The organism is Enterovibrio litoreus, assembly GCF_045679545.1.
GTDB lineage: Bacteria > Pseudomonadota > Gammaproteobacteria > Enterobacterales > Vibrionaceae > Enterovibrio.
Genome location: NZ_CP166194.1, coordinates 1,911,523 through 1,926,019, shown reverse-complemented (window position 1 = coordinate 1,926,019; position 14,497 = coordinate 1,911,523). Strand labels below are relative to the sequence as shown.

Here is a 14,497-nt window from a genome sequence, read left to right as displayed (position 1 = left end):
CCTCAAAGGCGGTTTCTGGTTTGAATAGTCAAGGTAGCTTGAGAACAATTACGCCGCTTGTGCGTTGTCTTCGAACGTTGTGCGGTTACCACTCCAGCTAAGAGCCAGACCAAGACCTACACTTGCTGCTGCACCCATCATCACGGCAGACACAGTTAACAATCCGCTCACAGCCAATGCAGACACAATGCCGCTCGCGACAAAACAAATCATGGTTTGCAGGAAGTTCAACAAACCTGCTGCCGTTGCACTGCAATGTTTGAACTCTTCTAGCGCTTTGTTTACCACGATAGGGTAGATTGCGCCGTTTGCCGCTGCCAAGAAGCAGAACGGGATCAGCACAGGCCAAATGTTAGTCACGTCTGTCTGCCAAGATATCGCGAAGATAACTGCAACACTGGCGATGAATAGACCCACAAACCAAGGCAGAAGTACTGACCCGTCGAATTTATTCAGTAGAGCACGGCAGCTGTAACCACCCACGATAAACGCGATAGTTTGTGGTACATAGCTCATGCCGATGTCAGCACCGCTGTAACCCATCTCAGTCATTACAAACGGCGAGCCTGTCAGCCATGCAAAGAATGCTGCCGAACAGCCAGCAAATACCAGCATGTTACCGATAAACTTGCGCGAGCTGATGATGTGTTTGTAGTCGCCAATCAGCTTGGTGGTGATTTTTTCATCGCTGTTTACCACTGGCGCGCTTTCTTCTTGGCGCAGCGTAGTGAACACCAACAATGCACCTAAGCCAACCAACACGATGAAAATGCTGCGCCAGCCGAACTGTGCTTCAAGGCCTGCACCTAGCAGAGGCGCAAGTGCCGGAGACAAAGCAACCAATGGCATGATGGTGGCGAACACACGTTGTGATGTTTTGCTATCGTAGCGGTCAATCACCACGGCTTGCCAAATCACAGACGCACTACATGCGCCCAGTGCTTGCACAAAACGCGCAGCAAGGAAGACTTCAATGCTGTCTGCCATAAAGCAGGCGATGGTTGCCACACTAAACAGTGTCATACCGCCAACGAGCACTTTAATTCGGCCAATACGGTCAGACATTGGGCCATAAACAATCTGCCCAAGCGCCATACCCAGTAGGAATACGGTCAGCGACAGGCCGATCATAGATTGTGATGTACCCATCTCAAGGCGGATATTTTCAAAAGCGGGTAGGTACATGTCGGTCGCGAGGAAGCCGAGCATGCTCAAAGCCGCAAACCAAATCATTGTTGTCATTGGAACAGAATTTTTCATTTCACTTGTCCGTTCATTATTCTCGGATTTACTTGGTTACGAAGTGTAGCGGTAGCGAAAAGCGCTGTGAAACGCTAAAATTTCGCCAGTGCTTTCAAAAAAATTGATGTGAAGTGCCGAGTGAATTGGTCGATAAACAACAGTGTCAGGCTCAAAGGCAGAATATATGTTTTCTTATCAAGATCTTCAGGTGGTCGATGCCGTTGCTCGGCGCGGCAGTTTCTCGGCTGCAGCTGAAGAGCTACACAAGGTGCCAAGTGCGGTGAGTTACACTATTCGACAAATGGAAGACAAACTTGCTGTGAATTTATTTGAGCGATTGCACCGTGCCGTTCGTTTAACGCCAGCGGGCGAGTTTTTCGTTGTTGAAGCGCGTGACTTGATGAAGCGTATGGACGAGATCCGCGATCAAACACAACGTGTCGCCAATGGCTGGACACGAAGCGTTTCCTTGGCGTTAGATAACGTGGTGCGTGAAGATCGCGTGGATTCATTGGTGCGTGATTTTTATGATGCGTTCCCTGACGTGGAATTGTTGCTTACTATGGAAGTGTTTAACGGCGTGTGGGATGCATTGGCCTACGACAGAGCAGACATCGCCATCGGCGCGACGGCGGCTGTGCCGGTTAGCGGAAACCTCAGTTATCGCGATATGGGGATCCTGACTTGGCGGTTTGTGGTATCCAAAGACCACCCTTTAGCCAGAGAAAGCGAACCGCTACGAAATGAACAGCTGCGTGGCTATCCGGCCATTTGTCTTGAAGACACTTCTCGAATTTTACCTAAACGGGCCACTTGGTTGTTGGATAACCAACGACGGCTCACCGTACCTAATTGGCACAGTGCGATTCAATGTTTCCGGTCAGGTTTAGGTATTGGTGCTATGCCTTCACATATGGCGCAGCCCTATCTAGAAACGGGTGAATTAATAGAAAAGACCCTGGTCGAGCCACCCGCAAAAAGTCCGTGCTGTATTGCATGGCGAACTGACAAAGAAAATCCCGCCGTGAATTGGATCTTAGATTACCTCGGTGATGCGGAGAAAGCCCATCGCGAGTGGTTGGAGTGATTTCTTTGTCAATATACCTAAGCATCTTGAGGTTGTTTGGGTATAAAAGGCCTATGAAAGTACTTTCTGTTGAGACGCACTAAGCAATCAGCCACTGTTCGCTGCATTAGGTCGCGAATAGTGGCTGAAAACAAAAGAAAGGCGTTATTTAGTCGCCGTCAAATCTTTGTAAGCTGCCGGCACATTCAGGCTTGGGTGAACCCAGCCGTAAAGAGCGTAGCCGCTAAACTCAGGCATCTGAACTTTGGCAACGGTTTCTTTCAGTGTTAAACCTTCATCAATTGCCGCTTGAACCTGATCTTTAATGGTTTGAAGATAATCGACATGCCATTGAATATCGGCACGCTTCATTGGCGAACCATGACCCGGTACAACCGTTGCGTTTTCCGGCAGGAATGCCATGACTTTCTTCAGAGAATCTAGCGTTTCCAGCAAGTGACCATCAAGCAACCATGGTAGGGAAGGCTTCACGGTAATAATCGGGTTACCTGACCATAGCGTTTTTGATTCAGGCTCCCAAACAAACAGATCGCCGCCTGTTTGTGCAAAGCCGAAATCGATAATTTCGACTTTCTTACCGCCTAAATCGATCTCGATGTTGCCGCCATTACCCACAAGAATGTCAGCTTTGGTCGGAACCACTTCTTCAATTCCGCGACCTTTGCCGAAGTTATGCATCATGAACTGAGTGTCGTGTTCAAAATGCGTTTGGATGTAATTCTGCGCAACTTCATGTTGAATGATGCGCGTCTCTTTCGGCAAATACATATTCCCGTACGAGTGATCACCATGGAAACTGGTATTCACCGCATAAATAATGGGCTTATCCGCCTCTTTCTTTACCATTCCCTGAACTTGTTTGTTCAAGCGCTCATTGAGCATGGTGTCGATAATCAGCACGCCTTTTTCACCCACGATAAACCCACCACTGGTGGCAACAGGCAAACCTTGTACTTCGAGTTCCTTGGCGTCAGAAGGGTAATAAGCGTAAACGCCGTTATCCAGTTTCTCTGCAATAAGTTGGATTTTGTTTGCGTCCCAAACAGGTTCGTTTGCGGTGACGGCAAAGTTTGAGAGCGAGGTTGTCACGGCAATTGAAGCCGCAATCATTGTTTTTTTCATCATGTGATCCTATCTCGTTAACTACTTCCTTGAAATTCACATTCAGTCTATGAATGCTAGGGTGGATAATAAACGCTACTTTGAGTAAATTAGTGTTCTCTAATTGAGAACAATCAAAAGAATGATGAATATAACGGTAGGGCAGGATGGATAAGTTCGCGAACATGGAAACTTTCGTGCGGGTCGTTGATGCAGGCAGCATCAGTGGCGCTGCTGATCGCATGAATCTTGCAAAGTCAGCGGTAAGTCGTCGGCTAAAAGAGTTGGAAAATCATCTCAATGCGCAGCTTTTCCATCGTACCACGCGAAGCATGAGACCGACCGAAACGGGTTTGGCTTTTTATGAACATTGCCTGCGAATTCTTGAAGATATTCGAGAAGCGGAAGATGCCACATCAGAGGCACATTGCGTGCTGAAAGGGCCATTAAAAGTCGCCATGCCCTCCACCTTTGGGGTGTTGCACATGGGCGCTGCCATCAATGACTTTTTGAAACTGCACCCAAATGTTGAGTTTGAACTCGACTTCAATGACCGCCAAGTTTCCTTGATTGAAGACGGTTATGACCTTGCTATTCGCATTGCCGAACTGCCAGATTCAACCTTACTTGCGCGCAAACTCGCCACGATTAAACACGTACTGTGTGCCAGCCCAGACTATTTAAAGCAGCACGGCACACCGACGAACGTTTCAGATCTGTCTGATCACCACTGCCTAGTTTACAGCCTGAGCAAAGATGTCGGTCATTGGAACATTGAGATGCCAGACGGGAAATCGCAGAAAGTGAAGATCAATCCGGTATTGAAATCCAGTAGCGGCGAATACTTAATAACGGCGGTTGAAAATGGTCTTGGCATTGCGCATCTCCCCACCTTTGTTGCACAAGAGAAAATCAACAATGGCACTGTGGTCGCAGTGTTACCGGGTTGCGCGTTCAGAAATATCAACGCCTATGCGGTGTACCCACAGACCCGCCACTTATCGCGCCGTGTAAGAACGTTTATTGATTTTCTTGCCGAGCGATTTGATGGTATTCCGTATTGGGATAAAGGCGAGTATTAGAATAGATTGGAAGGGAATTTTAACAATGAAGATTAGGCTCATTACACTCACTTAACAGTGGGTTGAATATCATCTTCCCCTAAAATCTGACGACAATGCCTAATTGTTAAAATTCGAATCTCGTGGCTTAAGCTGTAAATGATACGGTAGTGCCCAAAAATGATTTCTCGGTAATTTTTATACGGGGTTTCCGGAACGAAACGCCCCATTTCTGGCGTATTTCCCAGTAATTCTGTCTTGTTGAAAACCTCATTTACCCACTCTTACTGATAGAAGTTTGTCCCGCTTGGCTTTTGTCATCGCCACCTCAGGCAAAGTTTGATCAATATCACTAACTGAGTGGGGGACAAATGCCGTAAAATGGCGGGCTATTTCATAGCTTGAGCCGTTTCTATTCATGACTACAGTCACAACGCCTACCAACTTTGCAGATCTTGGCCTTATTTCACCTTTGTTAGCGCGACTAACGGAGCTGGAGTACCAGCAGCCGACGCCGATTCAAGCGCAAGCTATTCCAAGTGTGTTAGCGGGGCGTGACCTGATTGCAGGTGCGAATACTGGCTCGGGTAAAACTGCCACGTTTGCTTTGCCAATGTTACAGCAGCTTTTCGAGCAACAAAGTGCTGGCAAGTCATCGAGCAGCAAAGGAAACTTTGTGAGTGGGCTGATCTTGGTACCGACTCGCGAATTGGCGAAGCAAGTTGCTGACAGCATCAAATCTTATGCAGTGCATTTTAACGGTGCTATTAAAACCGTGGCTGTTTTTGGTGGTGTCTCTGCAAATACCCAAATGCTCGCGTTACGCGGTGGCACAGATATTTTGGTGGCAACACCAGGTCGCTTGCTGGATTTGATTTCGAGCAATGCCATTAAGCTTGATAGGGTTCAAACCCTTGTGCTTGATGAAGCAGACCGCATGTTAAGCCTTGGCTTTACCGAGGAACTATCAGCATTATTGGCGATGTTGCCGAAGAAAAAGCAGACCATGCTGTTTTCAGCGACGTTCCCAGAGCAAGTACAGACATTAACGCAAGCGTTACTGAACGACCCTGTTGAAATTCAAGTACAAAGTGCCGATGCAAGTACCTTAGTTCAGCGTGTGTTTACCGTGAACAAGGGTGAAAAAACGGCAGTTTTAGCGCATTTGATTCACGAGCATCAATGGCGACAAGCGCTGATTTTCGTCAATGCCAAGAAGGCTTGTGAACACTTGGCGGACAAACTTGCTAAGCGTGGTATTACCGCAGAAGTCTTCCATGGTGATAAAGGCCAAAGCGCACGTACTAACGTACTTGAAGGGTTTAAATCTGGCGATATTGACGTGCTTATCGCGACGGATATTGCCGCGCGTGGTCTTGATATTGAAAAGCTGCCAGTGGTGATTAACTTTGATTTGCCACGAAGCCCATCAGATTACATGCACCGTATTGGTCGAAGTGGCCGTGCCGGTGAGGTGGGTTTGGCGATCTCGCTTATTGATTATGACGATTATCACCATTTCAATATCATCGAGAAGAAGAACAAAATTCGTTTAGAGCGAGAACAAGTGGAAGGCTTTGAAGTCGATGAAGCTGCGATTGAAGCGTTAGCGGCGGTGGAAAAACCGATGGCTAAGCCTGAAGGTACAGGCAAGAAGAAGCGCAAAAAACAATCGTTTATTCCAGAAGATGTTTGGTTGAGAAAATAGTCGAATAAAGCCAGGTAGCTACAAGTCGCGACCTGAGAAAAACAAAGCCATCCGAGCCATTCGGGTGGCTTTTTTGTTTGGAGTGCTCTGCATATTGATTTAGTCGGTTGTTGGCTCGAGGAAAGAAGGAATCGCCAACACTTCATCGTTGATCCAGCGAAGAAGCATGTGTCCAAACAGCGTTGAAACATCCTCATCTGGGAAGTTGTCTATCAATTTCGCACCAATGTCATTTAATGTCTCGCCAGCGCGCACATAACCAATGGCCTCAGACTCGATGGGTGAGAGACTTCTAAAGTGCGGTGAATGGCCTTTTCGCCAAATCAAAACATCAACAGACTGTGGTAGCGGTTCAACCATCGGCGGTGTTCCGTCTTGATCGATGGCATGCCAGATATCGAGCGTATTGAAGTGGAGTGTAATGATGCTGAGCGTCGGCACCGCGCGAAGACTGCCGTTTTCAGGATTGTCACTGGCAATATGCTGCAAGTATTCCAATGTCATTATTGCGCTGTCTGTGCCATCAAAGGCGCGGCGTAATGTCCAATCTAAGTTGGCGAGCTCTGCTACCTCCAAATCAGCAGCGAGTTGCTCTGCCAAATATTGCGGAAACTCTTCGCCGTACAATCCAATGTTGTTGTAAATCGAGGTATGGTTTTGCACATAACGAGCAGCGAGTTGATTAAACCATTCATCACCTAGATAGGTGACGGTATGCCCGAAGGTGTCTCTCAGTACGTCGATCAGCCTTACGCGGTAGGCGTTGTGATAAATCGCCAAGCGCTCTTTAGAGGGTAAACGCTGTGCAGCTTGGTTAACCCAATTGGCATCAGCGCATTGCTCATCTAAGACCACGCGCTGAAAGCTGTTTTGAATATCTAACAGAGTCATGCGACACCTTTTTTATTCAATACGTCATTCGCGATAGATCGGGCAATATTTAATTCTTCAATCAATTCTGCGAGTGGCGGAATATTGTCATCACGTTCGATCATCGTTGGCGTCTCGCCAAAGCGTTTTAGGGCTTGTTCATATAACATCCAAACGCCATCACAAACGGGATGGTCATGAGTGTCAATTAAATGATCTTCATTGTTTAAATGACCGGCCAAATGAAATTGTTGAACACTGCCAACCGGAATGCCATTAATGAAATCAGTTGAAGAGAAGCCGTGATTAAATGCACTGACATAAATATTATTAATGTCGAGCAACAGTTTGCAACCGGTGGTTTGGCTTATTGCTGAAAGGAATTCCCACTCAGTCATTTCAGATGCGGTGAATTCGACGTAGCTGGACACATTTTCTAAAACGAGCGGGCGCTGCAAAACGTCCTGAGCGTGATGAATGTTCCGAACGACGACATCTAATGCTTCTTGCGTGAAGGGCAATGGCATCAAATCATGTAGTTTTCGCCCATGAACGCCACTCCAACACAGATGATCAGACACCCACATGGGTTCAATGCGTTGTTCAAGGGTTTTAAGTTTGTTGAGGTATTCTTTGTCCAGACCATTCACTGAACCAATGGACATGGATACGCCGTGCATTGCCATGGGGTAATTGGCACGAATGCGGTCAAGCATAGCCAACGGCTTTCCGCCGTTGACCATGTAGTTGTCAGAGATGACTTCAAGCCAATCAACCGGCTGAGGTGCAGTCAGAAAATCGTTGTAATGCTGAGTGCGTAGTCCCAGACCAAAGCTCGAAGTCATAACTCTTCTCCAACCGATTATTTGATATCAGAGATGGTGCCGCCAGCATCTAGGCATTCTTTTGCTTTCATGCCTTTGAAGCCGTGGCCTGCACAGTTGTTTTGTCCCTTACACGCGTTTTCTGCTGTTTTACAATCAGAGTTACCTTTGCAAGAGTGAACGCCATAGCAGTGAACTTTATCACCCGCGCCAATTGCAGCGCCTGAGCTACCGGCAGGTGATTCAGCTGCAAATGCGCTGGTGCTCATTGCCAATGCTAGTGCAACAGAAGCAAATGTGGCGCTCTTTTGAATCTTATCCATGCGTATTTCTCCAATATATTTGTATGAGTCGGTAGGCAATAGTGTGTTTTAAAATGAATTAAATAGGAGTACTGCCACCTATGTTTTACCGTATGCTGAATCTCTTTAAATAGAATAATGAAGTCTATTTCGAGTTCCTGAAAAAAGACCTATGGTGCTTGGGTTTTATTTCAATGAAGGCGAAAAAAAGTAAGAAAAAAATTCAAACTCATGTTTTTAAATGAGAAATATTTTCATGTTAATTTCGGGGAAGATGCTTTTGAATAGATGAAAATTTCATTCAAATTTTTTGGCCTCTAAAGTGAGAATGGAGTATTGAAGGCAAGGCTAGGAGATTTATTGAATATACTTAATCTGCCTAGCTGCCAATTTAAATTTTTTGTGAAAAGCGGATGCGTGATGGGGTTTTCTTTTAAATAGGTGTGAAATCAGAAACTCACTGATTTACGCGCTATTTCTTGAAGTGCATTAAACGTTTCAAACCGTTGATAGTGAAGTGTTTGAATCGCGCCTTTTTGAGGGGTGAAGTGCGCGGTGAAGTGCGACATGCTTGCCATGGCAGCTGGTATATCTGCGTGAATGCCAGCGGCGACGCTGCCGAGAATGGCAGAACCGAGCAAAACAGGTTCTTCCGTCGCTGGCGCGGTCACTTCACGGCCTGTGGTATCGGCCAACAGTTGACGGACAAAATCGCTTCTTCCTGCTCCTCCGCTTATCACAATACGTTCAATCTTCGCACCTGCTTGATCTTGTGCTTCGATGATTTGGCGAAGCCCATAACCAATGCCACAAAGACCGGCGACATAAAGTGCAATCAAGCTATTGAGTCCATTTTCTAACCCTAAGCCTGAGATCACGGCGCGGGTGTGTGGGTCGGCAAGGGGCGCGCGATTGCCGAGAAACTCAGGAACGACATGCAGCCCCTTTGCGAGTGCAGCTGAATTTGATTCACCACCTAATCGTTGCTCGGCTTGTTCAATAAGCCATTCGACAAGAGATAGCCCAGATTGTACGGCGCGTTTCTCTGCCGAGGTTTTGTAGGGGTGAAACGCCAACAATGCCTCTATGGCGGCACCGGCGGCAGATTGACCGCCCTCGTTAAGCCAAAGCTGAGGCACCATCGCAGAATAGTAGGGACCCCAAACGCCCGGAACAAATACAGCTTGTTGGGTAGAGGTCATGGTGCAAGACGATGTGCCAAACACATAAGCGAGGTTTGCGGTTGCGCCCCCACCGTCTTTAACACCAATCGAGCCGATTCCGCCTGCATGAGCGTCGATCAAACCCGCGGCGACGGGCGTTCCTTCACACAATCCAAGCGCTTTAGCTGCTTCTTTACTGAGTCCGTTTCCTAAAGGCGTTCCTGCTGACACCACGTGAGTGCCAATGCGTCTAAACCCTTCATCAGACAATGCACTAAGCCCGATGGCGTCGAAATAGCTTCTATCCCATGAATCCTCATGAGCCATGTAAGTCCATTTGCAGGTTAAAGTGCAGACAGAGCGTGCCAGATCGCCCGTTGCTCGCCACGTTAAGAAATCGGTTAAGTCCATAAATTGCCATGCTTTTTCAAACACGTCAGGGCGCTGTTCTTTCAACCAAAGCAGCTTAGGGGTTTCCATTTCCGGTGAAATTCGACCGCCGACATAATCAAGCACGCGATGACCAATGCCATTGATGCGATCTGCTTGTTCCAGCGCGCGGTGATCCATCCACACCATGATATTGCGTTCAGGCAGGGAAGGGTCGCCAACAGGCAAAGGTTCACCGTCTTTGCCGAGCACCACTAACGAACACGTCGCGTCAAAGCCAATGCCAACAAGCTGTTCAGCAGCAATGCCCGAGGTGGATATTGCGCCGCGCACGGCGGTGACAACGGCTTGCCAAATGTCGTTGCTGGATTGCTCGACGATGTTGCCTTCATCTTTGAAGATCTGGATATCGCACTTATCTGTGCCGATCAAGTGCCCATCGGTAGAAAAAATGCCGGCACGTGCGCTGCCTGTGCCCACATCAATACCTAAAACGTACTGCGGGGTATGAGTTGATTCGGTCATGGTATTAGCCTCCGCTCGCGTTACAAATCAACGCTGTTAGGCAAGATGACCATGTCTCGAACCACCACGCCGGGTGGTCGCGTCAACATGAATAAAACCGCCTCTGCGACTTCTCGTGGTTGCATGAGTGAGCCGTTGGCTAAGGCTTCTTCCATCTTCTCTTTTGGCCAATCATCCAGTAATGCGGTGACCACTGGCCCCGGAAGCACGGCGCCCATGCGAATGCCGTGTTCAGACACCTGACGGCGTGTGGAATGCACGAACGCCTGAACCGCAAATTTCGAGGCGGTGTAAATCGGCTCCCATACAACAGGTACAACGCCAGCCACAGAACTGGTAAAGAGTATGTCACCAGATTTACGCGCTATCATGGCAGGCAAAACAGCACGAACGCTGCGAAATGCCGCATTGATATTGAGGTTGAGTACGCGATCCCATTCATCTGGGTCGCCTTCGGCAGCAGCTCCGCCGACATAAGCGCCGGCATTAGCATGGAAAATATCGAGATCGCCAACCAGTGCGTGAATGCGATCGCCCAGTGCAGACACTTGAGCGCTATCAAATAAATCCACCACAAGCGGTATTGCGTTCTCACCCAACTCTTCACAAAGCGCGTTGAGCCTGTTTTCTGCGCGATCAATCAGAACAACGCGCGCGCCTTGCTCAATTAAAATTGTTGCGCAAGCCAGACCAATTCCGGAGGCTGCGCCAGTAATAGCAGCAGTTTTGTTGACTAAAAGATTATTCATGTTCAATCCTTTTCTGACTCTGTTTAGGCGTTTAGGCGCGACCGTGGCTCGCACGGGATTTACGGGCGAGTGAGTCGACGATAACTGCAATGGCGAGTACCGCACCCGTGATCATGTAACGTAGGGATGAACTCAGATTGAGCAGGGTTAACCCGTTTGAAATCGCCATGATAACAAGTACGCCCAGCAAGGCTGACCAAGCAGAACCACGACCACCAAACAACGATGTACCGCCGATGACCGCCGCCGCAATGGCATTAAGATTGACATCGCCAGTGCCTGCTTGTTGGCTGGCAGATGCGAGGCGAGAAGCCGCGAAAACGCCACCCAGTGCCGCAAAGGTTGAGCAGACAATGAACGCCGACATGCGAATTTGTTGCACCTTGATGCCTGAGCGCCTTGCCGCTTCTGCGTTTCCGCCCACCGCAAACATAGAGCGTCCCCACTTGGTGCGTGTGAGCGCGTAGTCGAGGATCACCACAAACAACACGAACACACCAAACATCCATGGTACGCCTCGGCCAAGTTCGAGGTAGAACACAGCAAAGACCAAACATACTGTCAGCACTGCCGCTTTGAGCAGCGGAACACTCATGCCCGCCGATGACAAATTGGCGGCGACGCGGCTTTTGTTGTTGCGCAGCGCGCTAACAATGATCACCAGACCCGGTGTTAATGCGAGCAAATAGGAAAACCAACCAGGCATGATCATGATTTGACCAAAACGCACCAATGGCGAGGTAAAGGGCAAGTTGATCGAGCCTGTTGGCCCAAGAATATAAAGCTGGAAACCGAGCAGCGCGAGCAAGCCTGATAAGGTGGCAACAAAGCTCGGCATATCGAAACGATTACGCAGAAAACTATAGATTGCGCCTACGGCTGCGCCCGTTAACAGCGAGGCGAAGATGGCAATCGGCAACGCAAAACCCGCGTTTACCCAAAGTACGCCAATGAGCGCGGAGGATAATCCGCTCATCGAACCAATCGAGAGGTCGATTTCGCCCAGCAACAGCACGCAAACTACACCCAACGAAATCAAGCCCACTGCGGCGGCATCAAACAGCAAATTAACCAAGTTGTTCGGGGCAATAAAGACCGGATTCAGCGTGGTGAACACTGCCGAAATTAACACAAGGCCGATAACAACTGGCAGCATGCCTAAGTCACCAGAGCGTACACGATCGATAAACCCGCGAAACGCACCCGCGATGCCACTGTCATAGCGGACACGAGAATCTGCACGGTCAAACTTGGGTAGCGGTGCATTAGAGTGTTCATTGTTACTCATGAGATGTCCTCCTCAGCAGCCGCTATTTTGGCTTCACGACGGGACACGGAATTTTCACTGGCCCCAGTGATTGCCGCCACGAGTTCCTGATGAGACGTTTCTGCGGTGAAAACGCCATTGTTTTTGCCAAGCCTTAACACGACGATGCGATCGGCAACGGCGCGAACATCATCCATGTTATGGGAAATCAAGATAACGCCGTGTCCACGGTCGCGAACACGTTCTATCAGGTTTAACACTTCAGCAGTCTGTGCAACGCCCAATGCGGCGGTAGGTTCATCCAACATGATGATTTGAGGGTCTAGCAACAGTGAACGGGCAATGGCGACGGTTTGTCGTTGACCGCCAGACAACGAGGCGACGGGTTCGCGAACAGATGGAATACGCGCCGCCAACTCTTGCAACAGCGTCCACGCACGCACTTCCATTTGCACTTCGTCCATGCACCACGGAGACACTTCGTGTCCGAGAAAAAGGTTGGAAACCACATCGAGGTTTTCACACAGCGCCAAGTCCTGAAAAACCGTGGCAATGCCAAGCTCCAAGGCTTTTCCTGGGGTATCTAATGACACTTCTTTACCCAGATATTTGATGGTGCCAGAAGTGGGCTGGTGTACGCCCGCCAAGACTTTCACCAGTGTAGATTTGCCCGCGCCATTATCGCCAACCAAGGCGACGACTTCGCCAGCATGGACATCAAGATCGATGTTTTCCAGCGCAGTAACCGCGCCAAATTGCTTGCATACGCCACTAAGATTAAGGAGTAACTCTCCGCGACTCGCGATTGAATGTGACTGCTCCATGCTCTTCTCCACCTAAGTAATGAGAGCGCGCCGCCAACGTTCTGGCGGCGGCATGTGTGATGATGAAAACGATGGTGTGATAAACGCTAAGGCGTGATGCCAAGCTTCGCGCAGGCGGCAGCGTATTCCGCTGTACAGACATCACTTGGCGATTGAATACCCGCATCAAAGATTTCTTTTTTGATGTTCGCTTGTGTCACAACAGCAGGGACAAACAGCTGCGAAGGGGTGTTGTAGAGCGACATTTCAGCTTTTGGCGTGTCACCATTCAACAAGGTAACAGCGACTTCAGCAGCAGCGGCAGCAACAATTTCAGAAGGTTTTGAAATGGTGTTGTATTGATCGCCCGCGATAATCAATTGCAGAGCTGCGATGGTGGCATCGTTACCTGTTACAGGAGGAAGGGGGTTCACACCCGCGGCTTTCAGTGCAGCAATCGCGCCACCCCCTGTGCCGTCGTTAGCCGCGACAATACCCGTGATTTTGTCACCAAATCGCGTGATTTGACCCGCAGTCCATTCTTGCGCTTTTGGTGGCGCCCAATCTGGCGTATCAAATTCTGACAGGGTAACGTATGGCGATGCATCTAGCGCACGGTCGATGCCATCACGGATTAAACCCGCAGCAGCATCAGTTGGTGAACCGTTGATCTGTAGCACACCAGCACCATCAGGAACGCCGGATTGTTTGAGTTGGTCGACCAAAGATTGTGCAATAGCGTAACCGATGCCTTCGTTGTCAAATGACACGTAGAAATCAGCCGGATAATCGGGGATAGGGCGGTCGTATGCGATAACTTTGACGCCCTGAGATTTGGCGATTTGCACCAACGCAGCAGCGGCAGAAGAATCGACAGGATCGAGCACGATCACTTCAGCACCTTGCGCAATCACTGAGTTGAACTGTTGTTGTTGCAGTGCCACATCGGCGTTGCCGTTTTGATAAATGAGTTTACAGTCGGGACAAAGTTCGTTCATGGCAGTTTTAAAGCCTGGCCAATCGTGTTCTTCATATCGGGTAGATGCTTGGTCTGGCATTAGGAAAGCCACAGTTTGAGCGATGGCGGCAGAAGTAAACAGGGTTGCTGCGACACTAGAAAGTGCGGCTATCTTATTTAACTTGGTCATTTTATCCTCCGTAATGCTGAATATGCGCAGGAGCTTTTTGAGGGTGGTTGCATAAACAATCACCAACTACTCGGAACCTCTTATTCGATTAATTAGCCCAGCGATTCCTTAACTAAGCGATCAACTAAACGAGAAAGAAGATGTTTTCGAAGTACAAAACCTTCTGCACTGTCGATATTGCACGGCTTCTCAACGGACATTGACAAGCTGCTCAATCGATTGTGCATCTTTGCACCATGGTTTAAACTGCGTCAACA

Annotated in this window: 13 protein-coding genes and 1 pseudogene; 3 read left to right on the top strand and 11 right to left on the bottom strand. The window is 48.7% G+C overall.

Annotated features, from left to right (window positions below):
- Nucleotides 1–48 precede the first annotated feature (48 nt).
- Complete coding sequence (punC, locus tag AB8599_RS08375) at nt 49–1,260, bottom strand: purine nucleoside transporter PunC (RefSeq protein ID WP_407330449.1); 1,212 nt, start codon at nt 1,258–1,260, stop codon at nt 49–51.
- Nucleotides 1,261–1,426: 166 nt separating this feature from the next.
- On the opposite strand from punC, the gene punR reads away from it, so the two are divergent.
- A complete protein-coding gene (gene punR / locus AB8599_RS08370; RefSeq protein ID WP_407330448.1) occupies nt 1,427–2,329 on the top strand; it encodes a DNA-binding transcriptional activator PunR in 903 nt (300 codons plus the stop codon).
- A gap of 144 nt (nt 2,330–2,473) precedes the next feature.
- Here the strand turns inward: punR and AB8599_RS08365 are convergent, their stop codons facing one another.
- Nucleotides 2,474–3,451, bottom strand: coding sequence for an MBL fold metallo-hydrolase (locus AB8599_RS08365; RefSeq protein WP_407330447.1), 978 nt, complete (start codon nt 3,449–3,451; stop codon nt 2,474–2,476).
- A gap of 146 nt (nt 3,452–3,597) precedes the next feature.
- On the opposite strand from AB8599_RS08365, the gene AB8599_RS08360 reads away from it, so the two are divergent.
- Nucleotides 3,598–4,512: a LysR family transcriptional regulator gene (locus AB8599_RS08360; RefSeq protein ID WP_407330446.1), complete on the top strand. Its 915-nt coding sequence runs from the start codon at nt 3,598–3,600 to the stop codon at nt 4,510–4,512.
- A 47-nt stretch (nt 4,513–4,559) separates the two neighbouring features.
- Here AB8599_RS08360 and AB8599_RS08355 read toward each other — a convergent pair.
- Nucleotides 4,560–4,772: pseudogene (locus AB8599_RS08355) on the bottom strand (type II toxin-antitoxin system RelE/ParE family toxin); the annotation flags it as partial.
- Between the two features lie 137 nt (nt 4,773–4,909).
- Here AB8599_RS08355 and AB8599_RS08350 point away from each other — a divergent pair.
- Entirely contained in the window at nt 4,910–6,199 is a 1,290-nt protein-coding gene (locus AB8599_RS08350; protein ID WP_407330445.1) for a DEAD/DEAH box helicase, read from the top strand.
- A 99-nt stretch (nt 6,200–6,298) separates the two neighbouring features.
- On the opposite strand, the gene AB8599_RS08345 is transcribed toward AB8599_RS08350, so the two are convergent.
- The 8 genes from AB8599_RS08345 to AB8599_RS08310 form a co-directional block, all read right to left on the bottom strand.
- On the bottom strand, nt 6,299–7,090 hold the full coding sequence (locus AB8599_RS08345; RefSeq protein ID WP_407330444.1) for a putative DNA-binding domain-containing protein: 792 nt from the start codon (nt 7,088–7,090) through the stop codon (nt 6,299–6,301).
- Nucleotides 7,087–7,914, bottom strand: a complete 828-nt coding sequence (locus tag AB8599_RS08340; protein WP_407330443.1) for a DUF692 domain-containing protein — start codon at nt 7,912–7,914, stop codon at nt 7,087–7,089. Before AB8599_RS08340 ends, AB8599_RS08345 begins: the two co-directional genes overlap by 4 nt.
- 17 nt (nt 7,915–7,931) lie before the next feature.
- Nucleotides 7,932–8,216, bottom strand: coding sequence for a hypothetical protein (locus tag AB8599_RS08335; RefSeq protein ID WP_017004038.1), 285 nt, complete (start codon nt 8,214–8,216; stop codon nt 7,932–7,934).
- Between the two features lie 428 nt (nt 8,217–8,644).
- Nucleotides 8,645–10,273 (bottom strand): FGGY-family carbohydrate kinase, encoded by a 1,629-nt coding sequence (locus AB8599_RS08330; RefSeq protein ID WP_407330442.1) that lies wholly within the window; start codon nt 10,271–10,273, stop codon nt 8,645–8,647.
- A 20-nt stretch (nt 10,274–10,293) separates the two neighbouring features.
- A complete protein-coding gene (locus AB8599_RS08325; protein ID WP_407330441.1) occupies nt 10,294–11,022 on the bottom strand; it encodes an SDR family oxidoreductase in 729 nt (242 codons plus the stop codon).
- Nucleotides 11,023–11,053: 31 nt separating this feature from the next.
- A complete protein-coding gene (locus AB8599_RS08320; RefSeq protein WP_407330440.1) occupies nt 11,054–12,310 on the bottom strand; it encodes a sugar ABC transporter permease in 1,257 nt (418 codons plus the stop codon).
- The gene (locus AB8599_RS08315; RefSeq protein WP_407330439.1) at nt 12,307–13,113 is read right to left on the bottom strand and encodes an ATP-binding cassette domain-containing protein; all 807 of its coding nucleotides are present in this window, start codon (nt 13,111–13,113) and stop codon (nt 12,307–12,309) included. The genes AB8599_RS08320 and AB8599_RS08315 overlap by 4 nt, the downstream gene beginning before the upstream one ends.
- Nucleotides 13,114–13,199: 86 nt before the next feature.
- Nucleotides 13,200–14,240, bottom strand: a complete 1,041-nt coding sequence (locus tag AB8599_RS08310) for a sugar ABC transporter substrate-binding protein (RefSeq protein WP_407330438.1) — start codon at nt 14,238–14,240, stop codon at nt 13,200–13,202.
- Between the last annotated feature and the right edge of the window lie 257 nt (nt 14,241–14,497).